The sequence below is a fragment of the Archangium gephyra genome (assembly GCF_042230915.1).
In the GTDB taxonomy this organism is placed as follows: Bacteria; Myxococcota; Myxococcia; order Myxococcales; family Myxococcaceae; genus Archangium; species Archangium gephyra_B.
This window is the reverse complement of sequence record NZ_CP102578.1, coordinates 7,223,510-7,248,005: the sequence shown is the minus strand read 5'-3', so window position 1 is coordinate 7,248,005 and position 24,496 is coordinate 7,223,510. Positions and strand designations below refer to the sequence as shown.

Annotated in this window: 22 protein-coding genes; 16 read left to right on the top strand and 6 right to left on the bottom strand. The window is 71.2% G+C overall.

Annotated features, from left to right (window positions below; translation table 11 throughout):
• Nucleotides 1-4: 4 nt before the first annotated feature.
• Together NR798_RS28355 and NR798_RS28350 are read left to right on the top strand one after the other, a co-directional pair.
• Nucleotides 5-1,429, top strand: a complete 1,425-nt coding sequence (locus tag NR798_RS28355) for a penicillin-binding transpeptidase domain-containing protein (protein ID WP_375765636.1) — start codon at nucleotides 5-7, stop codon at nucleotides 1,427-1,429.
• 54 nt (nucleotides 1,430-1,483) lie between these two features.
• Nucleotides 1,484-2,140 (top strand): hypothetical protein, encoded by a 657-nt coding sequence (locus NR798_RS28350; RefSeq protein WP_375765635.1) that lies wholly within the window; start codon nucleotides 1,484-1,486, stop codon nucleotides 2,138-2,140.
• Nucleotides 2,141-2,168: 28 nt separating this feature from the next.
• Here the strand turns inward: NR798_RS28350 and NR798_RS28345 are convergent, their stop codons facing one another.
• Complete coding sequence (locus NR798_RS28345) at nucleotides 2,169-5,072, bottom strand: choice-of-anchor D domain-containing protein (RefSeq protein ID WP_375773835.1); 2,904 nt, start codon at nucleotides 5,070-5,072, stop codon at nucleotides 2,169-2,171.
• Between the two features lie 329 nt (nucleotides 5,073-5,401).
• On the opposite strand from NR798_RS28345, the gene NR798_RS28340 reads away from it, so the two are divergent.
• On the top strand, nucleotides 5,402-7,057 hold the full coding sequence (locus NR798_RS28340) for an RluA family pseudouridine synthase (RefSeq protein WP_375765634.1): 1,656 nt from the start codon (nucleotides 5,402-5,404) through the stop codon (nucleotides 7,055-7,057).
• Between the two features lie 125 nt (nucleotides 7,058-7,182).
• Complete coding sequence (locus NR798_RS28335; RefSeq protein WP_375765633.1) at nucleotides 7,183-8,010, top strand: RimK family alpha-L-glutamate ligase; 828 nt, start codon at nucleotides 7,183-7,185, stop codon at nucleotides 8,008-8,010.
• Here the strand turns inward: NR798_RS28335 and NR798_RS28330 are convergent.
• Complete coding sequence (locus NR798_RS28330) at nucleotides 7,997-9,166, bottom strand: DUF4388 domain-containing protein (protein WP_375765632.1); 1,170 nt, start codon at nucleotides 9,164-9,166, stop codon at nucleotides 7,997-7,999. The genes NR798_RS28335 and NR798_RS28330 overlap by 14 nt on opposite strands.
• 21 nt (nucleotides 9,167-9,187) lie before the next feature.
• Between NR798_RS28330 and NR798_RS28325 the strand changes: the two genes are divergently transcribed.
• The 3 genes from NR798_RS28325 to NR798_RS28315 all read left to right on the top strand — a co-directional run bounded on the left by NR798_RS28325 (nucleotide 9,188) and on the right by NR798_RS28315 (nucleotide 12,267).
• Nucleotides 9,188-9,466, top strand: coding sequence for a glutaredoxin family protein (locus NR798_RS28325; protein WP_375765631.1), 279 nt, complete (start codon nucleotides 9,188-9,190; stop codon nucleotides 9,464-9,466).
• Nucleotides 9,467-9,595: 129 nt separating this feature from the next.
• Nucleotides 9,596-10,540 (top strand): GGDEF domain-containing protein, encoded by a 945-nt coding sequence (locus NR798_RS28320; protein ID WP_375765630.1) that lies wholly within the window; start codon nucleotides 9,596-9,598, stop codon nucleotides 10,538-10,540.
• Nucleotides 10,541-10,611: 71 nt separating this feature from the next.
• Nucleotides 10,612-12,267, top strand: coding sequence for a sigma 54-interacting transcriptional regulator (locus NR798_RS28315; RefSeq protein ID WP_375765629.1), 1,656 nt, complete (start codon nucleotides 10,612-10,614; stop codon nucleotides 12,265-12,267).
• 137 nt (nucleotides 12,268-12,404) lie between these two features.
• Here the strand turns inward: NR798_RS28315 and NR798_RS28310 are convergent, their stop codons facing one another.
• Together NR798_RS28310 and NR798_RS28305 are read right to left on the bottom strand one after the other, a co-directional pair.
• Nucleotides 12,405-14,132 carry a DEAD/DEAH box helicase gene (locus NR798_RS28310; protein ID WP_375765628.1) on the bottom strand — a complete coding sequence of 576 codons (1,728 nt, stop codon included), beginning with the start codon at nucleotides 14,130-14,132 and terminating at the stop codon, nucleotides 12,405-12,407.
• 96 nt (nucleotides 14,133-14,228) lie between these two features.
• Nucleotides 14,229-15,554: a sensor histidine kinase gene (locus NR798_RS28305; RefSeq protein ID WP_375765627.1), complete on the bottom strand. Its 1,326-nt coding sequence runs from the start codon at nucleotides 15,552-15,554 to the stop codon at nucleotides 14,229-14,231.
• A gap of 225 nt (nucleotides 15,555-15,779) precedes the next feature.
• On the opposite strand from NR798_RS28305, the gene NR798_RS28300 reads away from it, so the two are divergent.
• The 4 genes from NR798_RS28300 (at nucleotide 15,780) to NR798_RS28285 (ending at nucleotide 18,792) form a co-directional block, all read left to right on the top strand.
• Entirely contained in the window at nucleotides 15,780-16,580 is an 801-nt protein-coding gene (locus tag NR798_RS28300) for an SDR family oxidoreductase (RefSeq protein WP_375765626.1), read from the top strand.
• 121 nt (nucleotides 16,581-16,701) lie between these two features.
• Complete coding sequence (locus tag NR798_RS28295; protein ID WP_375765625.1) at nucleotides 16,702-17,181, top strand: RNA polymerase sigma factor; 480 nt, start codon at nucleotides 16,702-16,704, stop codon at nucleotides 17,179-17,181.
• Nucleotide 17,182: 1 nt separating this feature from the next.
• A complete protein-coding gene (locus tag NR798_RS28290; RefSeq protein WP_375765624.1) occupies nucleotides 17,183-17,992 on the top strand; it encodes an ActD protein in 810 nt (269 codons plus the stop codon).
• 212 nt (nucleotides 17,993-18,204) lie between these two features.
• Complete coding sequence (locus NR798_RS28285; RefSeq protein WP_375765623.1) at nucleotides 18,205-18,792, top strand: tetratricopeptide repeat protein; 588 nt, start codon at nucleotides 18,205-18,207, stop codon at nucleotides 18,790-18,792.
• 13 nt (nucleotides 18,793-18,805) lie between these two features.
• Here the strand turns inward: NR798_RS28285 and NR798_RS28280 are convergent, their stop codons facing one another.
• Nucleotides 18,806-19,249 carry a GNAT family N-acetyltransferase gene (locus tag NR798_RS28280; RefSeq protein WP_375765622.1) on the bottom strand — a complete coding sequence of 148 codons (444 nt, stop codon included), beginning with the start codon at nucleotides 19,247-19,249 and terminating at the stop codon, nucleotides 18,806-18,808.
• A gap of 112 nt (nucleotides 19,250-19,361) precedes the next feature.
• On the opposite strand from NR798_RS28280, the gene NR798_RS28275 reads away from it, so the two are divergent.
• From NR798_RS28275 to NR798_RS28255, 5 genes are all read left to right on the top strand, one after another.
• Nucleotides 19,362-19,913, top strand: a complete 552-nt coding sequence (locus NR798_RS28275; protein ID WP_375765621.1) for an RNA polymerase sigma factor — start codon at nucleotides 19,362-19,364, stop codon at nucleotides 19,911-19,913.
• Nucleotides 19,910-20,488, top strand: a complete 579-nt coding sequence (locus NR798_RS28270; RefSeq protein ID WP_375765620.1) for a hypothetical protein — start codon at nucleotides 19,910-19,912, stop codon at nucleotides 20,486-20,488. Before NR798_RS28275 ends, NR798_RS28270 begins: the two co-directional genes overlap by 4 nt.
• An 87-nt stretch (nucleotides 20,489-20,575) precedes the next feature.
• Nucleotides 20,576-21,172, top strand: coding sequence for a hypothetical protein (locus NR798_RS28265; RefSeq protein ID WP_375765619.1), 597 nt, complete (start codon nucleotides 20,576-20,578; stop codon nucleotides 21,170-21,172).
• An 85-nt stretch (nucleotides 21,173-21,257) separates the two neighbouring features.
• Entirely contained in the window at nucleotides 21,258-22,712 is a 1,455-nt protein-coding gene (locus tag NR798_RS28260; RefSeq protein WP_375765618.1) for an amino acid permease, read from the top strand.
• Nucleotides 22,713-22,761: 49 nt separating this feature from the next.
• Entirely contained in the window at nucleotides 22,762-23,370 is a 609-nt protein-coding gene (locus tag NR798_RS28255; RefSeq protein WP_375765617.1) for a hypothetical protein, read from the top strand.
• Between the two features lie 107 nt (nucleotides 23,371-23,477).
• On the opposite strand, the gene NR798_RS28250 is transcribed toward NR798_RS28255, so the two are convergent.
• A complete protein-coding gene (locus NR798_RS28250; RefSeq protein WP_375765616.1) occupies nucleotides 23,478-24,425 on the bottom strand; it encodes a hypothetical protein in 948 nt (315 codons plus the stop codon).
• Between the last annotated feature and the right edge of the window lie 71 nt (nucleotides 24,426-24,496).

Genomic DNA, 24,496 nt, shown 5'->3' with positions numbered 1-24,496 from the left:
TTGCATGACGCTCTCCCGGGCCCTCCCCGCCACGCTGCTCCTCCCCCTGTTCCTCCTGCTCGTCGGTGCGGACGACGTGAACCCCGTCGAGGAGCCGGAGCCGGTGGCCGAGGCCGCCCTCCCGGATGGAGGGCTGGCGGACGCGGGCGTCGCCGGGGCCACGGCCGGGGCTGGCGAGATGCTGGGACTCGTCCCGCCCGTGCCGGTGCCCTCGCGCGAGGCGGATCCGCCCATCACCCGCATGCGCTCGCTGACGGCGAAGCAGGACGTGCTCGCCCGCGCGAAGAAGGACGCGCAGGGGCGGCTGGTGGTGCCGGGCCCCAACGGGGACGTGCCGCTCACCATCGACCCCGTGCTCCAGTCGCAGCTCACCGGCATCCTCTCGCAGTACCGCGTGCCCTACGGCGCGGTGGTGGTGCTGGAGCCCTCCACGGGCCGCGTGCTGGCCATGGCCGAGCACTCGCGGGCCCAGCCGGGCATGCGCGGGCTGGCCACGCGCGCGGTGTTCCCCGCGGCCAGCATCTTCAAGATCGTCACCGGCGCCGCGCTGCTGGAGGCCGGGGTGACGCCCGACAACGAGACGTGCTTCCACGGCGGCAAGCGGCGGCTCTCCGAGAAGCTGCTGCAGGACAGCGCGCGCGACGGCCAGTGCCACTCGCTGGCCGAGGCCATGGGCAAGAGCGCCAACGTCGTCTTCGCCAAGCTGACGCAGCGCTACCTGTCGCCCAAGGCGCTCAAGCACACGGCGGCCCGCTTCCACTTCAACCGGGAGCTGTCCTTCCCGGTGCCCACCGACGTGTCGCTCGCCGCCGTGCCGGAGGAGGACGAGTTCCGCTTCGCCCAGACGGGCGCGGGCTTCGGGGACGTGTACCTCTCGCCGCTGCATGGCGCGTTGCTGGCGTCCGTGGCGGCCAACGGGGGCGTGTGGAAGGACCCCATCCTCTTCGAGCCCGGCGCGGACGCGAAGCCCCAGCCCGCCGAGCAGGTGCTGTCGCCCGAGGTGGCGCGCAACCTGACGACCCTCATGGAGGCGACGGTGACCAAGGGCACCGCGCGCCGCACCTTCCGCGAGCGGGGCATGGGCGTGCCCGGCGCGGTGGGCAAGACGGGCACCCTGGCGGACCGCAATCCCTTCCGCGACTACTCGTGGTTCGTGGGCTTCGCGCCCAAGGACAACCCCAAGGTGGCGGTGGCCGCGCTCATCGTCAACGAGCCCATCTGGCACATCCGCGCCACGTGGCTCGGCCGCGAGGCCATGCGTCTGGGCCTGGCCCGCCTGCCTCCGGGCTCCCTCGTGGCTCCCGCGAAGGACGAGCCCGCCGAGTCTCCCTCGGACGAGGAGTCCGCGGACGAGGAGCTGCCCTCCGACGAGATGGCCGGAGCACACCCCGCGCCGGCGGCCAGCACGTCGGCGATGACGCGGCCCTGAACGGGTTATGATGCCCGGCGTCGCGAGCTCATCCCTCGCACGAAGGGGGGCATCATGGAGCCGAGGTCCGCGCAGTCACCTCTCGCTTCGCAGTGGTTGCTGCTGTCCATCGGGGTGGTGGCCTTCATCGCCGTCACGGGGGTCATGGGGCTTCGGTTCATCGAGCCCCTGCTGCCCGGGCACCATCACTGCGCCACCCCCGAGGCGAAGGGCAACCTGAAGGCCCTGTATACGGCCCAGCGGGCCTGGTACCAGGAGAAGGACACCTATACGGAAGACCTGGCCTGGCTGGGGTTCTGGCCGGAGCAGGGCAACCGGTACACCTACTTCTCGGCCTCGCGCGGACGCGTGCTGAAGGCCGAGGAGCGCTACGGTCCGGCACCCACGGACGGCTCGCCCAGGCCGTCCTACCAGATCATCGCCGCCGACCCGGCGGGTCCGGCGTTCCGGGGCTCCTTCGAGACCTTCGCGCGGTCAGGCTGTCCGCTCACGCCCGCGACACTGCCGGATGGCACGCGCGCGGGCCTGGGCGTCACCCTCCCGGCCGGAGGCGCCCAGCCGGGTGTCTTCATCGGCGCGGCGGCGGCCAACATCGATGCCGATCCCACCCCGGACTGCTGGTCCATCGCCACCGTGGATCGCGTGGCCGCCGATGGCACCCCCATCAGCGCGGGCCAGCCCTACAACGAGCTCAACGACGTGGAGTACTGAGCCGGGACGGGCGGAGCGGGCTCCCGCTTCAGCAGCCCACGGGATAGGTCACCTGCACGGTGTCTCCTGGCGCTGGCGCCGCTCCCTGCTCGAAGCTGACGGCATTGGTCGCGGGGTCGTACGTCCACCCGGTCTTCACCTCCATCCCGTTCACCCTCACCAGGATGCGCGAGCTGTCCGCGGGCGGCTCGCTGAGCCGGAAGGTGCGGTTGGGACCGAAGGTGCGCTCCGAGATGCGCTCCAGCGAGGCAGCCCAGTTGGGCGTGCAGATGCTCTCCACCACGCCGCCGGTGGCCCGGGCCAGCTGGATGTAGCGGGTGCCGGAACTGCTGGCGCTGAGGCAGGTGCCCAGGTCCTCGGGCCCGACGATGGCGGAGAAGATGACCTGGGACAGGTCACCCCCCTTCAGGCCTCGCAGGAACGTCTCGTAGGCGGACACCGGTTGCAGCGAGAAGTCCTCCTCGTCGGTGACGACGATGACGGCCAGCCTGGCGTCCTCGCGCAGGAAGCCGGCGTTGCCGTCCATGGGCCGCGGCGTGCGCGGGTCATCCGCGCTGCTCACCAGCGGCTCGGAGAGGGCGAGGTACATGGCCTCCAGGCCCTGCTCGTTCCAGTGGCATACGCCCACGTTCGTGTTGTGCGCGAAGACCGACTCGGCCACGGGCGTGGTGGGCGTGATGATGCGGGGCGCCGAGTTGTCGATGGGGAAGAAGCGGCCGTTCTCACCGCCCTCGGCGCCACCCGGGCATATCGCCCAGCCGCCCGAGGAGGTCTCCAGGCCGGTGGAGGTGACCGCGATCCGGTAGTCCACCCCCTGCGGAAACGCGGGGCCGAACAAGGCCGAGAAGTTCGCGCCCAGGCTCTGCTGCTCGTCCAGCATCGAGCCCGAGTTATCCACCACGAAGAGCACGTCCACCTTGTCTTGGGAATGCTGGAGGAGCTCGTCCGTCCGCTCGTTCTCGAGCACCGCCCTGCCCACCATGCCCACGGTGTAGGGCGTGCCCGTGCCCAGGTCGAACCGGAGCGCGGCCGCGTGGTCCCCGCCGCTCGATGACGCGTAGTTCACCTTCATGCGGAACTGGCTGTGGGCCGCGAGCACCGCGGGGAACAGGAAGCCGTGCTCCAGCTCGAAGCCGGCGGCGTCGCCCTCGAGGCCCAGGCCCATGAGCGTGGTGGGGCCGGAGCACATGTTGTAGACGATGACCTCTCGCTCGCGTGGGCCGCAGGCGAGCCGGACGGTGCCGAAGTCCAGCGTGGTGGGGTGCACCGAGAAGCAGCCCTGCACGCCCTGGCCGCGCATCGGCACCAGCACGTGGCCGGAGCTGGGGTGGTTCACCCGGCCCTCCGCCATGCCGGAGAACGCCCCTTCGGCGCCTGGCTTGAAGCGCACCAGCAGCCGGGCGCGCTGCCCCGCCATCAGCACTCGACTGCCGAGCGCGTCCGCCTTGAAAGCGTCATCCGAGCCCTCCGCCACCTGCACCCCCGTCAGGAAGCACTCGGAGGTGCCGGTGTTGCGCACCGATGCGCCGAGCGTCACCTCGGAGCCCACCGGCACGTTGCCGAACTCCACCACCGCCGGCTCCAGCTGATACTGGCAGGGCGTGAACACCTTGCCCGTGCCCACCACCTTCGCCACCTCGGTGGACGAGCTGGCCCCGTTGAGGAGCTTCACGGAGAGCTCCGCCTCACCGGCCCCCACGCCCGCGCGCGGCATGAAGGTGATGGGCAGGGTGGCGGACTGGCCCGAGGGAATGGGCAGGCTGGAGGGGGATGTCACCACCAGGAAGTAGCCGCCTTTCTTCGTGGTGAGCTTCACGTCACTCAGCAGCACCTCGTCGCGGCAGCGGTTGAGGACCTGCACGTCCCGAGTAGCGCTCATGCCCTCGGCCACCGCGCCGAAGTCGAGCGACTCCGGCTGCAGCACCACGCACGTGTGGATGCCCTCACCCCGGAGCGGCACCTCGGGCCCGGGCTTCGTGGTGCCCACGGGCCGCACGTCCAACTCCAGCCGCGCCTCGCCCACGGGACCGGCGGTGGTGGGCGAGAAGGCCACGCGGAGCTCCGCCACCGCGCCCGCAGCGAGCACGCCAGGGGTCTCCGGCGGTGCGCTCACCACGCGGAAGGCGCCGCTCGTGTTGTCCAGCAGCCGCACCCCGCCGTACGCCATGGGCTTGGAGCCCAGGTTGCGCAGGGTTATGCGGGCCTCGGCGAGTGCCCCTCGTGTCACGCGGCCGAAGTCCACTTGCGAGGGGGTCACCTCCAGCCACCCATCCCTGCCGTTGCCCGACAGCGGCACGTCGACGGGCGCGCAGCCGGAGCACACCGTCACGCGTGCCACGGCCCGGACCTCTCCCAGGCGTTTCGGCTCGAAGCGCACCGGCAGCTCACGCACCTCTCCTGGCTTCAACATCAGCGGTGTCTTCGCCTCGGGCGAGGTGAACTGGTCCGCGTCGGCGCCGTCGAAGTCCAGGCCCACCGGGCTGTCCAGCAGCGTGGGGTTGCGCACCTGGAGCGCCAGTTCTCGCGCCTCGCCCAGGACTCCGATGCCAAAGTCGATGGACTCCGTCTCCACCCGCACCAGGGCATTCACGCCCTGGCCGCTCACCTTCAGCAGCAGCGCGCCCTCGGGCCCCAGATTGTTGGCATCGCTGCGCACCTCCAGCGCGCCCAGCACCACGCCCTCCTTGTCCGGCGTGAAGCGCACCTCCAGTTCCCGCGCGGCACCGGCCTCCAACTCGAAGGGCTCGAAGGGAGACACTTCCACGCTGTCCCCGATGGCCGTTGCCCCAAGAACGGTGAGGGGCGCGCCCCCTTCATTGGCGAGCACCACCTTCCTCACCCGGGTCTCCCCGAACGCCGAAGGACCGAACTCCAGGTCCGCCCGGGCGACCAGCTTCGACGGCTCCGGTGGGGGCTTGCAGCCCGCTCCCACGACGGTCAACAGGCACGCCGCGACGCATACCCAGCGCAGTCCAGCCAACGTCCACCCCCTCTGTGTGGTGCACGGGGCGTGCAATACAGGCTCCACTCCGGGTACGGGGCGCCCCACCGGGGCGAAAGTCTTGGAGTTGCTGGGAAAAGAAGGGGAGCCGATGGGGAGCCGGTTTGCCCACCGGGTGGCCCTCGCCTGAAGAAACTTCCGGAGCGTCCACCCGGTGACGGGAAGAATGTCCGTCCTCGGGCCCTGTTGGACGTTGCCCGGCCGCTCCGGCACCGGGCAGCCGCTCTCCGGCCGTCCACGGTTCGTGTTACGGGAGAGCCGTGGAGACGTGGTTCACACCCTTCGAGCCGCAGCCCGACGCTCGCGACGCCGCCGGGGCCTTCCCGAGCCCCTTCGACGAGCTCGGTCCCCACGCCCTGGCGCGCCGGGCCGCGGAGGTGTTGCAGGCGGAGTTCCGTGCGGGCTTCGTCGCCCCGGGGATTCCGGCCGCGATGCTCGACGGCCCCGAGGGCGGCAAGATGTTCGGCGTGCTCGTCGTGCAGGCACCCGGCGGACGCATCGGGTTCCTCCGGTCCTTCTCCGGCATGCTCGCCGGGAGCTGGGAGGTCCCGGGCTTCGTCCCGCCGCTCTTCGATCGCGAGGCGCGGGAGGGCGTGGAGCCCGCGGGCGAGGCCGTGGTGAAGGCGTTGCTCGCCCGCGCGGAGGAACTGCGGACCTCGCCGGAGCTCACCGGGCTCCGTGCCGCCCACGAAGCGCAGCAGGCGCGCCATGCCGCGGAACGTGCGGAGTTGCGCACCCGGCACGAGGAGCGGAAGCGGCGGCGCCACACGCGGCGGGCCGAGTTGGAGGCGTCACCCGAGGCCCTTCATGCGCTCGATCAGGAGAGCCGGGGTGACAAGGCGGAGAAGCGCCGGATGGAGGCGGCCCACGAGGCGGAGCGCCAGGAGCTCGAGCCCAGGCGGGCGAGGATGGAGCGGCGCCTCCGGGCCCTCGAGCGCCTGCGGTGGATCGTCTGCCGCGCGCTGATGAAGCGGCTCCACGACACCTACGCCGTGCCCAATGCGCGGGGCGAGCGCCGTCCGCTCCGGGCCCTGTACGCCCCCGGGGAGCCGCCCTCGGGCGCCGCCGACTGCGCGGCCCCGAAGCTCCTCGCCCATGCCTTCACGCACGGCCTGCGCCCGCTGGCCCTCGCCGAGTTCTGGTGGGGCGCTCCGCCCTCCGCGGGAGGCCGCGCCTCCGGGGCGTTCTACGCCGCCTGCCGCGACAAGTGCGCGCCCCTGCTTCCCTTCATGCTGGAGGGTCTGTGGGTCGCGCCCCCGAGGGTCTTCGCGCCACCGGCCGCCGTGACCGGAGGGCTGTCCGTCGTCTTCGAGGACGCCTGGCTCGTCGTGGTCGAGAAGCCCGGCGGACTGCTCTCCGTGCCCGCGAAGGACACCTCGGTGACGGACTCGGTGCTCGCCCGGCTGCGGGCCCGCTACCCGCACGCGACGGGGCCGTTGCTCGTGCACCGGCTCGACCTGGACACCTCGGGCCTGCTCGTCGCGGCGCTCGACTCGCGGACGCACGCGGCCCTGCAGCGGCAGTTCGCCCAGCGGGAGATCCACAAGCGCTACGTGGCCTGGGTCGAGGGCCTCGTCCAGGGTGAGGAGGGCACCATCGACTTCCCGATGCGCGTCGACCTCGACGACCGGCCCCGGCAGATTCACGACCCGGTGCACGGCAAGTCCGCGGTGACGCGGTGGCGGGTGCTGGAGCGGCGCGGACAGCGCACCCGGGTGGCCTTCTTCCCCCTCACCGGGAGGACCCACCAGTTGCGCGTCCACGCGGCACATCCGCTCGGGCTCGGTGCTCCCATCGTCGGGGACCGGCTCTACGGACACGAGGACGTCCGCCTGCACCTGCACGCGGAGTCGCTCTCCTTCCAGCATCCGGAGACGGGCCAGCTCGTCTCCTTCGAGCGGCCGGCCCCGTTCTGAGCGCGCGAAGGATGCGATGACGCAGCCCCACCTTCCCTCTCCCGAGGGGCGAGGGGAAATTGTCAGCACCTGTCCCAGGGGCGCTCCTTCGCGGGCTTCCTTGAAGCGGATTAGTCTGCCGCCCCATGCGGCGCACCCTCGCGGTCATCAATGGAGAGCAGTACTGGCAGACCTACTTCCCCGAGCTCGAGGTCGTGAACCTCCGGCTCCAGGACTCCTCCTGGGTGCTGCGCGAGGGCGAGCTGTGGTGCATCAGCCGGGAGGCCGCGACCCGGGTGGAGGCGGTGATGTGGCGTGTCGGAGCCATCCGCCCGGATGCGCGCCATCGCACGGCCCTGGAGATCATCCGCCTCAGCGGGGTGCCGTGTGTGAATCCCGCGTCCACCCTTGTGCGGTGCTACGACCGGCTGTCGATGCTCGCGGAACTGCGCGCGGCGGGCCTGCCCGTCATCCCCTTCAACGTGGCCCTGGGCGACGACATGGTCCGCCGCATCGCCCGCCCGGCGCCCTTCGTCGTCAAGGTGGGCAACCACCATGGCGGCTATGGCAAGACGCTCGTGCGCAGCGAGTCCGAGTGGTTCGAGGTGGCCGACCTCCTCTTCGCCACCAACGACTACGCCGTCATCGAGCCCTACATCGACTACCGGCGCGACGTGCGCTGCATGGCCATCGGCGATCGGCTCTGGGCCATGGCCCGCGAGGGGGCCGGCTGGAAGGCCAACGTCCAGACCCGCAAGCACCACGTCATCGATCCCCCACCGCTCCTGGCCGGGCACACCCGGACGGCCATGCAGCACCTGGGCGCCGACATTCTCGCGCTCGACTTCCTGGAGACGCAGGAGGGGGAGTACGTGCTGCTCGAGGCCAATGACACCCCGGGCCTGTCCGGCTTCCCGGAGCAGCTGCGCGCCGACCTCGCGGACTGTCTGCGCGACAAGCTCAGCGCGGCGTGAGCTTCACCAGCCCGGAGTCCACGAAGGTCCGGAAGTACCTCAGCGCCTCCAGCTCCTTGAGCGGGGACATGGAGATGATGGCGCCCAGGTCGCGCTTGCCGTCGATGCGCGACAGCAGGTAGCGCTCGGGCGTCCCGAGCTGCAGCGTCTTGAGCTGCCCCGCCGACACCAGCAGCGAGGGCACCTGCGGTTTGTCCAGCATCTCCCGGCGCAGCGCCCCCACCAGCGCGGCCTCCGCCGAGCGCAGCAGCGCCTCCGTCTCTGGCGAGGGCTCCAGCTCGTGCGCCCGGCGTGCCAGCGCCTCGCCGTCCTTGAAGTTGCCGTTCTCCAGGAAGGACTGCGCCGCCTGGATGATCTCGCTCGTGGGGGACTCGGCGCCGATCACATCCACGTCCACCACCTGCGCCTCGTCCTCGTCGGAGGGCGGGGGCCGCTGGCGTCCCGGCGGCGGCGTGGACGACACCTTCACCGCTTCCAGCCGGTAGAGCGCGTACAGGCGCTGGTACACCAGGAAGTCCGAGGCGTGCAGCACCTTGGCCATCTCGTCGATGGTCAGCCCCTCGCGGATGCGCTTCACCAGCTTGGCGTCCAGGGTGCCCGGCTTGGGCGGCTCCGGCAGCCGGCCCTCGTCCACCGTCAGGTACAGCGTCCCCGAGGGGAAGGCCGCCCGGATGGACTGCCAGGCCGTCTCGCGGAAGTCGCCCTCGCGGTGCACGTCCGTCAGGGCCACCCGCGTGTCCACCCCCTCCACCTCCGCCACCGCGCCCGCATCGAAGGAGAACTCGCCTTCCTCCCAGCGGAACATGTCCAGCAGCGACTCGCGGAACTTCAAGGAGAGCGTGGCCTTCACCGTCTGCTCGGCCACCAGCCCCGTCATCACCAGGATCTTCCCCAGCGGTACCCGCGTCTCGCGCTGGGTGGCGTACGCCTTGCTGAACTGCTCCTCGCTCAGGTTCCCCATGTTGATGAGGAACTGGCCGAGGAACTCGCGCGGCTGGTTGGAGCTGGCGCTGATGACGTGTCCGGCGCGCAGGAGGATCAGCTTGCGCACGCCCGCCCGCATGACCCGCAGCGTCCCCGTGGCCTTCCGGTTGCCGAGGTACGCGACGAGATCCTTCAACGGCATCGTCGAGAAGTCACCTGACAGGCCGCGCATGACGTCACATCCTTCTACCGAATGATTGTCCGACTCTACTCGAAACCGAACTGTTGCCTCTGCGACCAGGCGAAGGAAGTGCTGGAGCGGGTGCGCGAGCGCATCCCCTTCGAGCTGGTGGAGGAGGACATCCGCGCCGACCCGGCCATCTTCGCCGCGTACCGCTACGACATCCCCGTGGTCATCATCGACGGCCGGGACACCTTCAAGCTCCGCCTGGAGGAGGCCGAGGTCGAGGCGTGCCTCCGGCGGGCAACGAATGGCACGCCGGTTGCTCATTCCGATGGCCAAGGGGAGTAACTCCCTTCCCACCCCCAGGAAAAACAGGGGGATGCGGAGAGGCGGCGGTGGGTAGGGCTGTAAACCTGGGGAGAACGCCGGAGGAACGATGGGGAAAAAGGTTCTGGCCGGACGGGGGATACGGTGGCGTTGAGGAGCAAGCACAAAAGGGCGGATCAACCACTGACGGTGCTGGTGGTGGAGCCACGGGCGGGAGACCTGGAGCGTACCCGGGTGGTCCTCGGGGAGGCGGGCTTCCGGGTGGTGCCGGTGACGCGCTTCGACGCGGCGGGGCCGCTGTTCGAGGCCATCCGCCCGGACGCGGTGGTGCTGGCGGCACAGCCTCCGGACTACGCGGCGGTGTCGGTGGCGCGCAGGCTGCGGCAGATGGGCCGGGGCGCGGTGCCCATGCTCTACCTGGTGGACGCGGGAGACCCGGACACCTACCGCTTCTGCCTGGACAAGGGCCTGTGCGTGGACATGGTGCCGCGCAGCGGCTCGGGCGAGGAGCTGGTGCTGCGCCTGCGCGCCCAGCTGCGCCTCAAGGCCTCCGTGCGCCGCGCCATGCTTCCCGAGGACGCGGGCTCCGCGGCCATTCATGATCCGCTCACCGGGCTCTACAACCGCACCTTCCTGCTGGAGCTCATCGCCCTGGAGACGCGGCGCATCGAGCGCTTCGGGGGCAGCTTCTCGGTGGTGGCGGGGGCGCTCGACGACTTCCGCGCCATGCGCAAGGAGTCCGGAAGGAGCCTGGCCGAGCGCCTGCTCGTCTACAGCGCGGTGGTGTTCGGCCAGACGGTGCGCGAGGCGGACGTGGTGGCGCGTGTCGGGGAGGACGAGTTCGCCGTGCTGCTGCCGGGCACGCCGGCGGAGGGCGTGCCGGACGTGATGGCGCGCGTAGGCGAGCGCTTCGCCCTGGCGCGGTTGCAGGTGCAGGGCAAGGTGCTGCGCCCCTCGCTGGCGTTGGGGGCGGTGAGCTACCCGGACGTGGTGGGTTCTCCGGTGCAACTGCTGACGAGCGCGCTGCAGTCGCTGCGCAGGGCTCGCGAGGAGCGCCGGAGCATGGGCATGGGTGCAATGGGATTGACGGTCTGACGAGGGATGGACCCGACGGTGGGCGTCCCACGGAGTGAATCGAGATGGACAGGGTGAGGGGAGGCGAGGGGATGGATCGGATCGCGGTGCTGGTGGTGGACGACGAGGAGCAGGTGCGGACGTTCCTCGCCGAGCTGCTGGGCAGCTCGGGGTACCAGGTGCGCTGCGCGTCGAGTGGCTCCCAGGCGCTGGAGATGCTCTCCGGTGGCTCGTTCGACGTGGTGCTGCTGGACGTGATGATGCCGGAGATGAGTGGCCTGGAGGTGCTGCGGCGCTACCGGGCTTCCGGCGGAGGCGCGCCCGTCATCGTGCTCTCGGCGCTCTCGGGCGCGGAGGACGCGATGCGCGCCATGAAGATGGGCGCCAGCGACTACCTCTCCAAGCCGTTCAGCAATGACGAGTTGGAGGACGCGATGAGCCGGGCCCTGGGCGGCAGCCGCATGCCGGCGCGCCAGGCCCCGGCGGCGCAGGCGGCGGGCGCGGGGTCCTCGCGTGAGGACTCGAGCGGGGAGCGGGTGCTCATCTCGCACTCGCCGGCCATGCGCAAGGTGCGCGCGCTGGTGGAGCGCATCGCGGACACGGACGTGCCGGTGCTGCTGCTGGGCGAGTCCGGCACGGGCAAGGAGGTGATTGCCCGCGAGGTGCATGCGCGCAGCAACCGGCGCAACCGGCCGTTCATCAAGGTGAACTGCGCGGCGCTGCCGGGCGAGCTGCTGGAGAGCGAGCTGTTCGGCCACGAGCGGGGCGCCTTCACGGGCGCGACGGCGGAGAAGCCGGGCAAGTTCGAGCTGGCGGACCAGGGCACCATCTTCCTGGACGAGATCGGCGAGATGGCGATCCGCCTGCAGGCCAAGTTGCTGCAGGTGCTGCAGGACGAGGAGTTCTTCCGGGTCGGCGGCAAGAAGAGCGTCCGGGTGGACAGCCGCGTGGTGGTGGCGACGAACCGGGAGCTGGAGCGGGAGATCGAGCTGGGCAACTTCCGCGAGGATCTCTTCTACCGCCTGAACGTGGTGGCCATCCGGCTGCCGGCGCTGCGCGAGCGGCCGGAGGACGTGGTGCCGCTGACGGACCACTTCCTGAAGAAGTACGGGAAGCAGTTCATGAGCGGGGTGGCGGAGCTGCCGCCCGAGGTGCTGAGGGCCTTCACGGAGTACGAGTGGCCGGGCAACGTGCGCGAGCTGGAGAACATGGTGCGCCGGCTGTGCGTGCTGAAGGATGCGACGCTCGTGCTGGACGAGCTGCGTTCGGGAGGCCGTACGCCGGCCAGTGCGCCGTCGCTGCCGACGTCGTACGGGGGAGACGGGGACGTGGAGCCCCCCGCGCCGACGATGCGGATGCCGGTTCCGGTCTCGGCCCCCTCGGCCACGGTGACGGCGGCGGGCCCGAACGGCTCGGTGCAGGTGCTGGAGATGCCGGCGCGGGGGGCGGTGCCCGCGGCGGAGGTGCCGGTGAACCAGGTGGTGGCGGCGCCGAAGTACACGAACCCGTTCGACGTGCCGCAGCCGCCGCCTCCTCCGCCGACGGTGCCAGAAGGGGAGATGTCGCTGAAGGACATCGGCAAGCGGGCGGCGATGCTGGCGGAGCGGGAGGCGATACTGGCCATGCTGCAGCGCACGGCGTGGAACAAGCGCCGGGCGGCGAGCAAGCTGCGCATCAGCTACAAGGCGCTGCTCTACAAGATCAAGGAGTGCGGCATCGTGGACCCGAGGGCCTCGGCCGAGTTCTGAGCCGAGGACTTCCTGAGGGCCCGCTGAGCCTCCACCCCTCTCCCACCGGGAGAGGGACGGGGTGAGGGTGCCGAGGTCCCCAGGTCGAGCCCCATGCGCCAGAGACCTCTGGCCCATGGGGCTTTTTTCCGTGTGCGTCAGGCCTTGTCGCGGCGGACCTGGACCTTCTTGCCGCGCAGGGTGGCCGAGCGCAGGGCGGTGACGATCTGATCCGCGAGGGGCTCGGGCACCTCGACGAGGGAGTAGTTGTCGCCGATCTCGATGGCGCCAATGCGGCGTCCCTCGACGCCCGCCTCGCCGGCGATGGCGCCCACGAGATCCGCGGGCCGGACGCCCGCTTGCCGTCCCACGCCGATGAACAGCCGCGCCATGTCGAACTCCTGCGAGGGGCCGGCACGCTGCTTGTCACCTCGGGGCGCCCTGGGACCCGGCCGCTCGCCGAACCCGGGACGCGCCGCGGCGCGGGCGTTCTTGCCGGGCTTGGAGGGCCTCTCCGAGGGCGGGGCGTGCGTGGGGATCTCCTCCTCGGCCTCGTCCTGGCCCTCCACCTGCGCGTCGTGGATGAGCTTCACCGCGGCGGCGGCCACATCCACCAGGTCGAACTCGGAGGCGAGGCTCTCCACCACGGTGCGGTAGGAGTCGAGCTCGCCGGCCACGAGGGCCTCGCGCAGGGAGGCGCGCACCAGCTCGAGGCGGCGGGCGCGCAGATCCGCCACGGTGGGGACGGTGGCGATTTCAATCCGCTGGCCGGTGAGCTTCTCGATGTTGCGCAGCAGCCGGTGCTCGCGCGGCTCGGCGAGCGTGATGGCCACGCCCTCGCGCCCGGCGCGGCCCGTGCGGCCGATGCGGTGCACGTACGCCTCGGGGGCGTTGGGCACGTCGTAGTTGACGACGTGGGAGAGCTTCTCGATGTCCAGGCCGCGCGCGGCCACGTCGGTGGCGATCAGCAGCTCCACCGCGTGCGTCTTGAACTGCTTGAGGACGCGGTCGCGCTGGGCCTGATCCATGCCGCCGTGGAGGGCCTGGGCGCGCCAGCCGCGGCCGTTGAGGGACACGGTGAGCTCATCCACCTCGGTGCGGGTGCGGCAGAAGACGATGGCGGCGGTGGGGGCCTCCACGTCCAGCACGCGCCCGAGCGTGGCGGCCTTGAAGGCGCGCGGGACGATGTAGGCCGTCTGGCGCACGCGGGGCCCGGTGCCGGGGGCCAACTTCTCCTTGGCGATGCGCACGTGGACGGGCTGGTGCAGGTGGCGCTCGGCGATGGAGGCGATGCGCGGGGGCAGGGTGGCGGAGAAGAGGGCCGTCTGGTGCTTCTCCGGGGTGGCGTCGAGGATGGCCTCCAGGTCCTCGGCGAAGCCCATGTCCAGCATCTCGTCGGCCTCGTCGAGCACGACGGTGCGCACGGAGTCGAGCAGGAGCGACTGGCGCTTGAGGTGATCCAACGCGCGGCCCGGGGTGGCGACGATGACGTCCACGCCGCGCTTGAGCACGCGCAGCTGCTGGGCGATGGGCTGGCCGCCGTAGAGGGGGAGCACCGTCACGCCGAGCTTCTGGCCGTAGCGGTGGATGGCCTCGGCCACCTGCATGGCGAGCTCACGGGTGGGGACGAGCACGAGCGCGGAGGTGGAGAACGGCGCGAGCTTGCCGGGCGTGAGGTTCTGGAGCAGGGGCAGGGAGAAGGCGGCCGTCTTGCCCGTGCCGGTGGCGGCGATGCCGAGCAGATCCTTGCCGGAGAGCAGTGGGGGCAGGGAGGCCCGCTGAATGGGGGTGGGCTCCTCGTAGCCAAGGCCGCTGAGTGCCTCCACGAGGGCGGGCCCGAGGCCCAGTTGTTCGAAAGTCGGAATGGTCTCGGTAGGGGTGCTCACGATGGGGCGGCTTGTACCACCCCTGGCGCCAGAGGTCTCTCGCCGTGTGCCCGGGTTGTCGGAGCGATGACTGCGACCCGGGTCGCACACGGGCGTTCAGGCGGCCGCGGCGGCCCCGAGCACTTCCTTCAGCGTGAGAACGAAGCGCGCGCCGCCCTCGGGCCGGTTTTCCGCGGTGAGGCTCCCCCCGGTGCGGCAGACGTACTCGTGGCAGAGGGCCAGCCCCAGCCCGGTGCCCTTTCCCGGGGGCTTGGTGGTGAAGAAGGGCTCGAAGAGCCGGGGCAGCGCCTCGAGGGGGATTCCCGTGCCGTTGTCCACCACCTCCACCCGCACCCCGCCGTCTACCCGCCGGGCCCGGACCTCGATGCGGGCCCGGCGCGGGGGCACCGCCTCCTCCACCGCGTCCGCCGCGTTGAGCAGCAGGTTCACCAGCACCTGCACCAGGTGCCGCTGTCCCAGACCTACCCCGGGCAGTCCCGGTGTGATGTCCACCACCACCTCGCCCAGGCTGCGCAGGCGGACCGACGCCAGCCGCCGGGCCTCCTCGATGGCCTCCGCCGTGGAGCCCTCCTCGGTGGACGCGTTGCCCTCCCGGGCGAAGCGCCGCAGGTCCGTGACGATCTGCTGGATGCGCAGCACGCCCTGCCGCGTCTCGTCCAGCAGCTCGCGCAGCTCCGCCTGATCCGGAGGGCCGTCCTCGTCGAACAGCTCCCGCTCGAGGTAGTGCAGGTTGGACTTCACGAAGGCCAGGGGGTTGTTCACCTCATGGGCCACGCCCGAGGCGAGCTGTCCCACCAGCACCAGCCGCTCCACCTCGGCGCGCTCGCGCTCGGCGCGCAGCCGGAGGCGCTCGCTCTCGGCCAGCTGCTCCAGGGCGTGCAGGCGCTGCTCCTGCGCCATCTTCTCCGCCTCGCGGAGCCGCCGGTAGGTGCGTCCGCCGTAGACGCCGAAGGAGCCGATGCAGCCAAACATGGTGGCCTGGAACAGGAAGGCTCGCGGAGGGACTCCCGCCAGGACGTTCAACACCACCACCGCGCCCAGCATCCCCCCGAGGCACACCAGCGTCGGCAGCCGGGAGTCCGGGGCGAACAGCGCGACGATGAGGGGGGCGCAGACGATCGTCACGAAGAAGGGGCTCGCCGGTCCGCCGGTGAAGTGGATGATCGCCGTGACCGCGGGGATGCACACCCCCGCGGCCACGGTACCCGCGGCCCAGGGGGCCAACAGTCCCCTGCCCACGAGCACTCCGAGCAGCACGTAGCTCAGGCCCCAGAGCAGCTGCACGAGCGCCAGCGTGGGGAGCAGGGTGCCGGTGATCAGGAGGCGGATGAGGGGGATCGCCAGGATCATGCCCGCGGAGACGAAGAAGATCCTCCGCTTGACTCGGAGCGGGGCCTGGAGCGCGGTGTTGTCTGCGAGCATCACCCTGAACGCTGCCACGTCGCCGGTGCACCCGCACGGTGACGCCCAGGACGCTGCCTCACGGGCATATCCGGTTTAGGACACATGGGCCACCGGACCGATGGACGGGGCCTCGAGTCGCGGCTCTCTCCAGCGGCTCGGCACGGGCTTCACTGGTAGACGTCTACCACTGAGGTAGGTTTTTGTATGACATCACTGGTAGACGTCTACCACTGAGGCACGGACATGGTTCCTCTCTACCTGTTGGGCTGTGGCTACACGTTGACGCGGCTGGCGCGCGAGGAGGCCCGGCGGGGACGCTCCGTGCGGGCGGTGACGCGCGACGAGGCACGCCGCGAGGAGCTGTCCCGGGAGGGCATCCAGCTGCTCTCCCTGGATGAAGCCGTGGCGTCGTCGACAGGCGCTCACGTGGTGATCTCCATCCCCCCGGAGGCGGGGCTCGACGCCTCCCTGTCCGAGTCCCTCGCGCGCACCGGTCCCTCCCGCCTCGTCTATCTCTCCTCCACGGGGGTCTACGGCGGCGCTCGGGGACACGTGGACGAGGACACGCCGGTGGACTCCAGCTCTCCGAGGGCGCAGGGACGCATCGAGGCGGAAGCGAGGTACCGCGGGCTCGGCGGAATCAGCCTGCGCATCGCGGGCATCTACGGTCCCGGCCGGGGGCTGCACGAGCGCATCCGTACCGGCACGCTCCGCATCCCCGAGAGCGGGGGAGGCCGCATCTCGCGGGTGCACGTGGACGATCTGGTGGAGGCCATCCGGGTGGTGCTGGAGCGGGGCGCGCCGGGGGCAACGTACTGCGTGGCGGATGATCGCCCCGCGACCCAGGCGGAGACGGCCTCGTGGCTGTGCGCCCGGCTGGGGCTGCCCCCTCCACCCTCGGTGCCCCTGGCTTCCCTGCACGAGTCCCTCCAGGGGGACCGGGCCATCTCCAATGCCCGGCTGAAGGCGCTGGGCTGGCGGCCCCGCTACCCGGATTTCATCGCGGGTTTCTCCGCCCTCCTGGACGCCGGGGCCCCGGGCTGACAGCCGCGATTCCGGCTACTTACGGGGCCTCGCCACCCGGTGCACCCACCGGATGCGGCGCGCGGTAACAGTTCGCGCCCGCTCCGGTGTTGAGGTGCTCGCAAGGGACGGAGGGACGACGTTGGCCATCGATGTGGAAGCCTGCTACCGCCGGTATGGACCGATGGTGCTCCGGCGCTGCCGCTTCCTCCTGCGCGACGAGGAGCGGGCGGTGGATGCCCTGCACGACGTCTTCGTCCAGCTGCTCGACCACCAGGAGGCGCTGAAGCAGACGGCCCCCTCCAGCCTGCTGCACCGCATGGCGACGAACGTGTGCCTCAACCGGCTGCGCTCGGAGCGCCGGCGCCCGGCGGACTCGGACGAGGAGCTGCTGGTGCGCATCGCCTCGCTGGAGGACATGGAGGCCCGCACGGGCGCGGCGGCGGTGCTGGACAGGCTCTTCGGCCGCGAGCAGGTGTCCACGCGCACCATCGCCGTGCTGCACCTGGTGGACGGGATGACGTACGAGGAGGTGGCCCGCGAGGTGGGCCTCTCCGTCTCCGGTGTCCGCAAGCGCCTGCGCACGTTGCGCGCCCACCTGCAGGAACTGGAGGCCGCCTGACATGGCCCACCGCACGCCGGATTGGTTGTTGGAGCGCATCGCCCTGGGAGAGCTGCCCCCCGAGGAGCTGGCCGCCGCCCGTGCGCGGCTCGCCGCGGAGCCCGGTGGACTCGAGCGCCTCGCGAAGCGGGAGGCCGATGACGGCGCCACGCTGGCGAAGCTCCCGCCCTCCCAGGTAGCCGCCGAGGTCGCGCGCCGCCACCGCGCCGTGGAGGCCTCTCACTCCAAGCCCGTCTCCCCCGCGCGCCGCTGGCTGCCGGCCCTGGCGCTGGGCGTGCCCGTGGCCGCGGGGCTCGCGCTGCTGGTGCTCGTCTCCCAGCGGGAGCTGCCCGAGGAGCCCCGGCCCCAGCAGGCGGTGTTGCTGGAGACGACGCGCACCAAGGGCCTGGAGCCGAAGCTGCTCATCCACCGCCAGACGCGGGGAGCGCCCGAGCCGCTCGCGGACTCGGCCCGGGTGCGGCCGGGGGACGTGCTGCAACTCAGCTACGTGTCCGGGGGCCGCTCCCATGGCGCGGTGCTGTCCATCGATGGCCGAGGCTCCGTCACGCTCCACGCCCCGGAGTCGCCCACCGGCCCGCTCGCGCTGAAGGGCGGCACGGTGCCGCTGCCGAGCGCCTACGCGCTGGACGACGCGCCCGCCTTCGAGCGCTTCTTCTTCGTCACCAGCGACGAGCCCTTCGACGTGAACGCGCTGATGGAGTCGGCCCGCGAGCTGGCCCGTGAGCCCGAGCGCGCCCGCCGGGAGCCGCTGCCCCTGCCGCCGCGGCTCTCGCAGTCCTCGCTCACCCTGGAGAAGGAGCCCGGAACCTGACGCATCGCGTGGTGCGTGCGTGCAGAAGAAGGGCTTTCCGCCCGGAGAAGCGGGGCGCCCGGTGGAGCCGTGGTCCGGAGGACGGAGGCGCGCGGAGCCTTCGGTTTCAGGGTTCTCGGCGAGCCCCCCGGCCTGTCACGCTCGTGGGTCCCGGCTGTAGACTGATGGACCGGGAACTCGGGCCGGCATGGGGGCCGGCGAGAAGGGGCCTTATGTCCACGCTGTTAGCGGCATTCAACGAGGGCGTCAGCCACTCGATGTCCGGCAACCACGAGGCCGCGCTCAAGGTGTTCGACCGCGTGCTGTCCCAGGACCCCAGCCACGTGCTGGCGCTGTGCGCCAAGGGATCCTCGCTCAACAGTCTGGGCCGTCCGCGCGATGCGCTGAAGTGCTTCGAGCGCGCCATCGACCTGGACCCCGAGACGGCCGAGCACTACCGCAACGCGGCCATCTGCCAGTTGGAGCTGGACGAGCCGGAGGCGGCGCGGACCCTGTTGGAGGAGGCGCTGCAGCTCAACACCGAGCTGGCCTGGCGCGAGGCGACGGCGGTGGAGATCGCCAGCCTGGGCGAGGCGCTGCTGACGGAGTCGGGCAAGCACCGCACCCGGGGCATCGGGCTGACGGGCAAGGCGCGCTACCGGCACGCGCGCCACGTGCTGGAGATGGCGCTGGAGCTGTACCCGGCCCTGACGGAGGCGGCCCGCGCCCTGGCGGACGTCTGGGCGCACCTCGGGGACACCGAGAAGCGCGATCAGTACACGCAGCTGGCGGGCCGGCTGCTGCGTTCCTCCGCGGGCTGACCTGCTCTCCTGCTCAGAGCGGACGCCACATGAGGTAGTGCGGGCCGATGCCAGGCAGCTCGAACTCGGCCCCCTCCACGGCGAAGCCCAGCCGCTTGTAGAAGCCCGAGGCCGTCGTGCGCGCGTTGCACCACAGCCGCTGGCCGCCCTGACGCGCCGCGTGATCGATGCACGCCTGGAGCAGGGCCGCGCCGTAACCCCTGCCCTGGTTCGAGGCGAGCACCGCCATGCCCCTCAGGCGCCACTCGGTGGCGGACTTCGAGCCCGGCCGGGACTCCCGGTAGAGCGAGGCCACCCCGTGCTGCTGGCCCCCCACGTACAGCCCGAAGTGGACCGTGTCCGGGGCATCGTCGCCCGGGTAGATGAGCTCCTCGGGCCTCTGGTGGGGGCGGAGCACGACGTGGCGGAGGTAGCGCGTCTCGGCGGCGGGAATCGGTCGGAGCTCGTACGGGGCCATGGCGCGGGCGATTCTCCCGGAGGGCACGGAAAATAGGGGGAAAATCCAGCGGTATGCCGCCCGGGCGCCTCGTGCGTCCTCCTTTCTGGAAACCGGGCAACGAGGTCCCACCTTGAAGGGCACCGCCGTCATGGACGAGACGCCGATGGAAGCGAGGGGCAGCCCCCTCGACTTCGACGTGCTCGTGGAGGGGGAGCAGGCGGCCCTCCTGCGCCTGGCGCGCCGGCTCGTCTGGGACGGGGAGGATGCGAGGGACCTGGTGCAGTCCACCCTGGCCGATGCCTACGAGAAGCGCCACACGCTGAGGGATCCGAAGGCCGGCCCGGCGTGGCTGCGGCGCATCCTCGTCTCGCGGGCCATGGGGCACCTGCGCCGGCGCCGGGTGTGGAACATGGTGCGCGAGGTGCTGGACCTGGGCCCCGCACCGGAGCCCTCGCCCGAGGAGCGCTTCGCCGGTGCCGAGCGCTGGCGCGCCTTCGGCCGGGCCCTGCGCACGCTCCCGGCCCAGCAGGCCACGGCCTTCTCCCTCCGCTACCTGGAGGGGCTCGACCTCGATGCCATCGCCGATGCCATGAACATCGGCCGCGGCACTGTTCGCATCCACCTCTATCGCGCGCTGCAAAAGCTCAAGGCCGCGGACGCGTTGCAAGGAGACACCCCATGAGCTGCCAGGACTTCGCCGCGGCCCTCGTGGACGAGCGCCTGCCCAGGCCTCCCGGCTTCCAGGCCCACCTGGAGCAGTGCGCCGCGTGCCGTGCACTCGCCGGTCTCCACGCCTCCGCCACCTCGCTGCGTCTGCCGGATCCGCCGGTACAGGCTCGCATCCCGCGCGAGGCCATTCTCGGTGAGGTGCGCCGCCGCCAGCACCGCCGCCGGGTGGTGGGCAGCGTCACCGCCACCGCCGCCGTGGTGGCGCTGGTGCTGCTGGTGGCGCCCCGGGTGAGGACGCCGGGGTCCATCGAGACCGAGCCGGTGGTGGGAGGCCCCATTGAGGGCTCCCTGCGAGCCGGGGAGCCCGTGGCGGAGGTGCCGGTGGGGCAGGGGAGTGAGGGGGCCTCGCTCGAGGTGCTGTTCGACGAGGTGTACGGCTACACGCGTACCAACCCGAGCCTCGAGGACGAGACGTACGAGCCCTTCGGGGCGCTGGCCGCGTGGGTGCGCCCGCCGGACGTCACGGCGCTCGACGCGGAGCCCTTCCAGACGGCCCTCGCGGCCTTCCATGTGTCGCGGTCCCGCTGAGCCGATGTCCCCTCTCCCTTTGGGAGAGGGTCAGGGTGAGGGTTTTTCCCCGCCCGCCCAAGCAGTCGTGAAACAAGGAGCAGAGCCATGATGAAGAAGCTGCTGTGTGCCCTCGTGGTCCTCACCGCGGTGCCCGCCTTCGCGCAGGACAGGGAGGAGGACGTGCGCATCCGGATGCACGGGCCGGGCGCGGCGCCGATGCCGCCCAGGCCCCCGATGCCGCCGATGCCTCCCGAGGCCCCGCTGGCGCCGCCCTCCTTCGGGATTCCGGCGGACGTGGCGGCGAAGATCGGCCTGCCGCAGAACCTCGTGCAGAAGGTGCAGGACATGAGCTTCGAGGCCAATGATGCGCTGATCGGCCTGGAGGCGGACCTCAAGCGGGCCCAGCTGGCGCTGGAGAAGGAGCTGCGCCAGCCCGCCCCGAACGAGGGCAGCGTGAAGGAGCTGGTGGAGAAGGTGGGCCGCGCGGAGACGGCGGTGCGCCAGAACCGGGTGGGCCTGATGGTGGCCATCAAGAAGGCACTGGGCCCCGACTCCTGGCAGAAGCTGGAGGCGGAGATGGGGCCCATGGGCATGGGCGGACTCCATCGCCGGTTCCACATCGTGCGGCGGCTCGACGACGTGCGCGGCGCGCCGGGCGCTCCCCCGGCTCCGCCTCCCGGGCGCGAGGAGCCCAAGCGCTAGGGTTGCCTCCCCGGAGTGCCGACGAGCCCACACTCGGCCCCGGCGTCCCCTTCCATCTCCCGGCCGAGTGTCCATGGTGCCGGGCATGGACGCCGACAAGAAGCACCAGTTGGACGCGGATGCGGCCCAGCTCCAGCGGTTGGGGTACGCGCAGCAGTTGCTGCGTGACATGGGCGGCTTCTCCAACTTCGCCGTCTCCTTCTCCATCATCTCCATCCTCACCGGGGCGGTGACGCTCTATGGCCATGGCCTGCGCTTTGGCGGGCCCTTCGTCATGGCGGTGGGGTGGCCGTTGGTGGCGGTGATGACGCTGACGGTGGCGGCGAGCCTGGCGCAGCTCGCCTCCTCGTTCCCCACGGCGGGGGCGCTCTACCATTGGTCGGCGATGCTGGGAGGCCCGCGGGTGGGCTTCTTCACGGCGTGGCTGAACACCATCGGCCAGTTCGCGATCACCGCGGGCATCGACTACGGGCTGGCGGAGTTCGTGGCGGACATGTTCGGCTGGCCGCGGGAGCGGGGCTACGTGCTGCCGCTCTACGCGGCCATCCTGTTGTCACACGCGGTGCTCAACCACGTGGGCGTGCGCGCGGTGGCGCTGCTCAACAACGTGTCGGCCTGGTACCACGTGGCGGGGGTGGCGGTGGTGATTGGAGCGCTGGTGGCCTTCGCGCCCCGGCAGGACGCGGCCTTCCTGCTCACGCGCTTCTCCTCCGAGAGCAGCATCTACACGTACGGCTTCCTGATCGGCCTCTTGCAGGCGCAGTGGACGTTCACCGGCTATGACGCGAGCGCCCACGTGTCGGAGGAGACGATGGATCCGACGCGCAACGCGCCCTGGGGCATCTTCCTGTCGGTGGCGGTGAGCGCGGTGGTGGGCTACGCGCTGCTGGTGGGGGTGACGCTGGCGATTGGGAACCTGCCGGAGGCGGCGGCCGCGCCCAACCCCTTCCTGTACGTGCTGCGCGAGTCGCTCGGGCCGGCGCTGGGTGGGGCGCTGGTGTGGATTGCCATCGGGGCCATGTGGTTCTGCGGGCTGTCCTCGGTGACGTCCAACTCGCGCATGCTCTTCGCGTTCGCGCGGGATGGGGGGCTGCCGGGCTCGGCGCACCTGTCGCGGGTGTCTCCGCGCTTCCGCAGCCCGCACGTGGCCATCTGGGTGTCGGTTGCGGCGGCCTTCGGGGTGGCCATCTGGAGTGGGGCCTACGCGGCCATGGTGGCGCTGAGCACGCTGGCGCTCTATGCGTCGTACGCGCTGCCCATCTGGGTGGGGTGGCGGGCGCGGCGCAGCGGGGCGTGGGCGCACCGGGGGCCGTGGGACCTGGGGCGCTTCTCCGCGCTGGTGAATGGGGTGGCGCTCGGCTGGTGCGCGGTGGTGATGGTGCTCTTCATCCTGCCGCCCAACGAGCTGGCGGGGTACACGTTCGCGGGTGCCCTGGCGCTGCTGATTGTCTACTGGGCGGCATCCCAGCGGCACACCTTCGTGGGACCGAAGGTGACGTTGCTGGCGCCGGCGCCAGTCCAGGCGGGTCCTGGGAAGTGAGATCTGCTAGGACGCGATCCAAAGTCCCTTCTTCTGGAGTGGCACACGTATGAGCAAGCGGCAGCAATCCGAGTCCTCCGAGCTGGTCAGCGCCGCGGCGTCCATCGAGGAGGAGCTGCGCAAGTTCGAGTCGCTGGCGGAGGAAGTGCGCACGGGCACGATGAAGTCGCAGAAGAACCTGGAGAAGATGGGCAAGCTGCTGACCCAGGTGGCGGACTGCGACGAGCGGATGGTGGGGCACATGCGCACGCTGCTCGGGGTGCTCAACGGGTGGAGGGAGCGGCAGCAGGCGTTGGCGGCCGAGGTGAACGAGCGGGCGCTGGAGCTGCAGGAGCGCACGAAGGTGTACCAGACGCTGATGGAGCGCTTTGGCGAGCTGGGGCAGCAGGCGGCGTCCTTGAGCTCGCAGATGCACCAGGTGGCGGGGATGACGCAGCAGGGGCAGGCGATGAAGACGGAGGAGGTCATCGCCTCGTTGCAGGCGGTGAACGAGCGGATGACGGAGGTCGCGGAAGGGGCGGGGAAGCTGGCGAGCGACGCGGAGGCGCAGGACTTCATCGACGTGTCGCGCGATGCCGAGTCCCTGCGTCAGCAGCTCCTGTCGGCGCGAAACCGGGCGAACCTGTTGCAGCAGAAGCTGCACTCGGCGAACGCCTGAGCCAATCACCAAGCGCCAATCACCAAGCGCCAATCACCCTCGCCAATATCCCCTCTCCCCCTGGGAGAGGGACGGGGTGAGGGTGCCCGGGCCCCAGGTTGAATCCGTCACCCGCCGGTCTGTGTACCGGGAGTAGCCGGAGGCTCGGGCGTCTTCTGGAACATCCGGGCGAGGATCCGCTCGGCCGCATCCGCGAGCACATCTCGCTCCAGCCGGATCTCCTCGCCGAAGAAGCGTTCCCCCACGGAGGCATCGAGCACGTGGGTGGCGAGGAGCGCGAAGGCGGCCCCTTCGTCGAAGGAGGTCTCGGAGGCCAGCACGCGCTTGCCGGGCTGGAGATCCTCCTGGTCGAAGCGGCCCTCCCAGTTCTCGCCGAGGGTGACGGAGAAGTACTGCACGGCCACGTTGCCGGGGCGGGCGGTGTGCGAGACCGCGACCACGGCGCGAAGCCGGGCGAGCTCATCCGGGGTCATCTGCTGTTTCCAGGCCTCGACGGTGGCGTGCATGGTCTCGAGCTGATCGCGGGCGGCGTCTTCGGCATTGCGGAGGATGTCGGGGACCTGGGCGCGGGTGAAGGCGGAGAGCGCCTCGGGCGAGATGCTGCCTTTTGCAAGCACCTGCTCCAGGATCGCGGACGAGGCCTCGAGGATGCGGCGTTGGCGCGCACGCTCTTCCTGGGTGAAGCCCCGGCGCTCGAGGCTCTCGGAGACCGAGGCCATGAGCCGCCGGAGCTCGGTGAGTCGGCCGCGCAGGGCCTCGTCGATCACACCGCGCCGGCCCGAGAGCAGCACGTGGAGGGCGAGGGGAATATGGGTGATGACCTTGAGCTCGTGATAGCGCCGGGTGCGCGCGGGCCCCACGAGACGCTGCCCGCCGCGCCGGAGGATGAGCAGGTCATCGATCTGGGCGATGACGGGGCCCATGTTGGCGAGGACGGCATCGCGGCGCGCGGCGTAGGCCTCGCGGAAGGCCGTGTTGAGGGCGAAGAGCGGATCAGAGGGCCGCAGCGCGGCGTCGGAAGCCGGTGGGGTGGAATCAGCGGGGCCTTCAGCCATGCGGACACCGTAGCGCAGGGCACGCGGGGACGTGGGAGTACCGGCCGGGACGTGCTTCCTGCGCGACAGGT

Coding starts and splice junctions, on each gene's coding strand:
- NR798_RS28355 (WP_375765636.1), top strand. CDS start 5: ATGACGCTCTCCCGGGCCCTCCCCGCCACGCTGCTCCTCCCCCTGTTC.
- NR798_RS28350 (WP_375765635.1), top strand. CDS start 1,484: ATGGAGCCGAGGTCCGCGCAGTCACCTCTCGCTTCGCAGTGGTTGCTG.
- NR798_RS28335 (WP_375765633.1), top strand. CDS start 7,183: ATGCGGCGCACCCTCGCGGTCATCAATGGAGAGCAGTACTGGCAGACC.
- NR798_RS28330 (WP_375765632.1), bottom strand. CDS start 9,166: ATGCGCGGCCTGTCAGGTGACTTCTCGACGATGCCGTTGAAGGATCTC.
- NR798_RS28325 (WP_375765631.1), top strand. CDS start 9,188: ATGATTGTCCGACTCTACTCGAAACCGAACTGTTGCCTCTGCGACCAG.
- NR798_RS28315 (WP_375765629.1), top strand. CDS start 10,612: ATGGATCGGATCGCGGTGCTGGTGGTGGACGACGAGGAGCAGGTGCGG.
- NR798_RS28305 (WP_375765627.1), bottom strand. CDS start 15,554: ATGCTCGCAGACAACACCGCGCTCCAGGCCCCGCTCCGAGTCAAGCGG.
- NR798_RS28300 (WP_375765626.1), top strand. CDS start 15,780: ATGGTTCCTCTCTACCTGTTGGGCTGTGGCTACACGTTGACGCGGCTG.
- NR798_RS28290 (WP_375765624.1), top strand. CDS start 17,183: ATGGCCCACCGCACGCCGGATTGGTTGTTGGAGCGCATCGCCCTGGGA.
- NR798_RS28285 (WP_375765623.1), top strand. CDS start 18,205: ATGTCCACGCTGTTAGCGGCATTCAACGAGGGCGTCAGCCACTCGATG.
- NR798_RS28280 (WP_375765622.1), bottom strand. CDS start 19,249: ATGGCCCCGTACGAGCTCCGACCGATTCCCGCCGCCGAGACGCGCTAC.
- NR798_RS28270 (WP_375765620.1), top strand. CDS start 19,910: ATGAGCTGCCAGGACTTCGCCGCGGCCCTCGTGGACGAGCGCCTGCCC.
- NR798_RS28265 (WP_375765619.1), top strand. CDS start 20,576: ATGATGAAGAAGCTGCTGTGTGCCCTCGTGGTCCTCACCGCGGTGCCC.
- NR798_RS28260 (WP_375765618.1), top strand. CDS start 21,258: ATGGACGCCGACAAGAAGCACCAGTTGGACGCGGATGCGGCCCAGCTC.
- NR798_RS28255 (WP_375765617.1), top strand. CDS start 22,762: ATGAGCAAGCGGCAGCAATCCGAGTCCTCCGAGCTGGTCAGCGCCGCG.
- NR798_RS28250 (WP_375765616.1), bottom strand. CDS start 24,425: ATGGCTGAAGGCCCCGCTGATTCCACCCCACCGGCTTCCGACGCCGCG.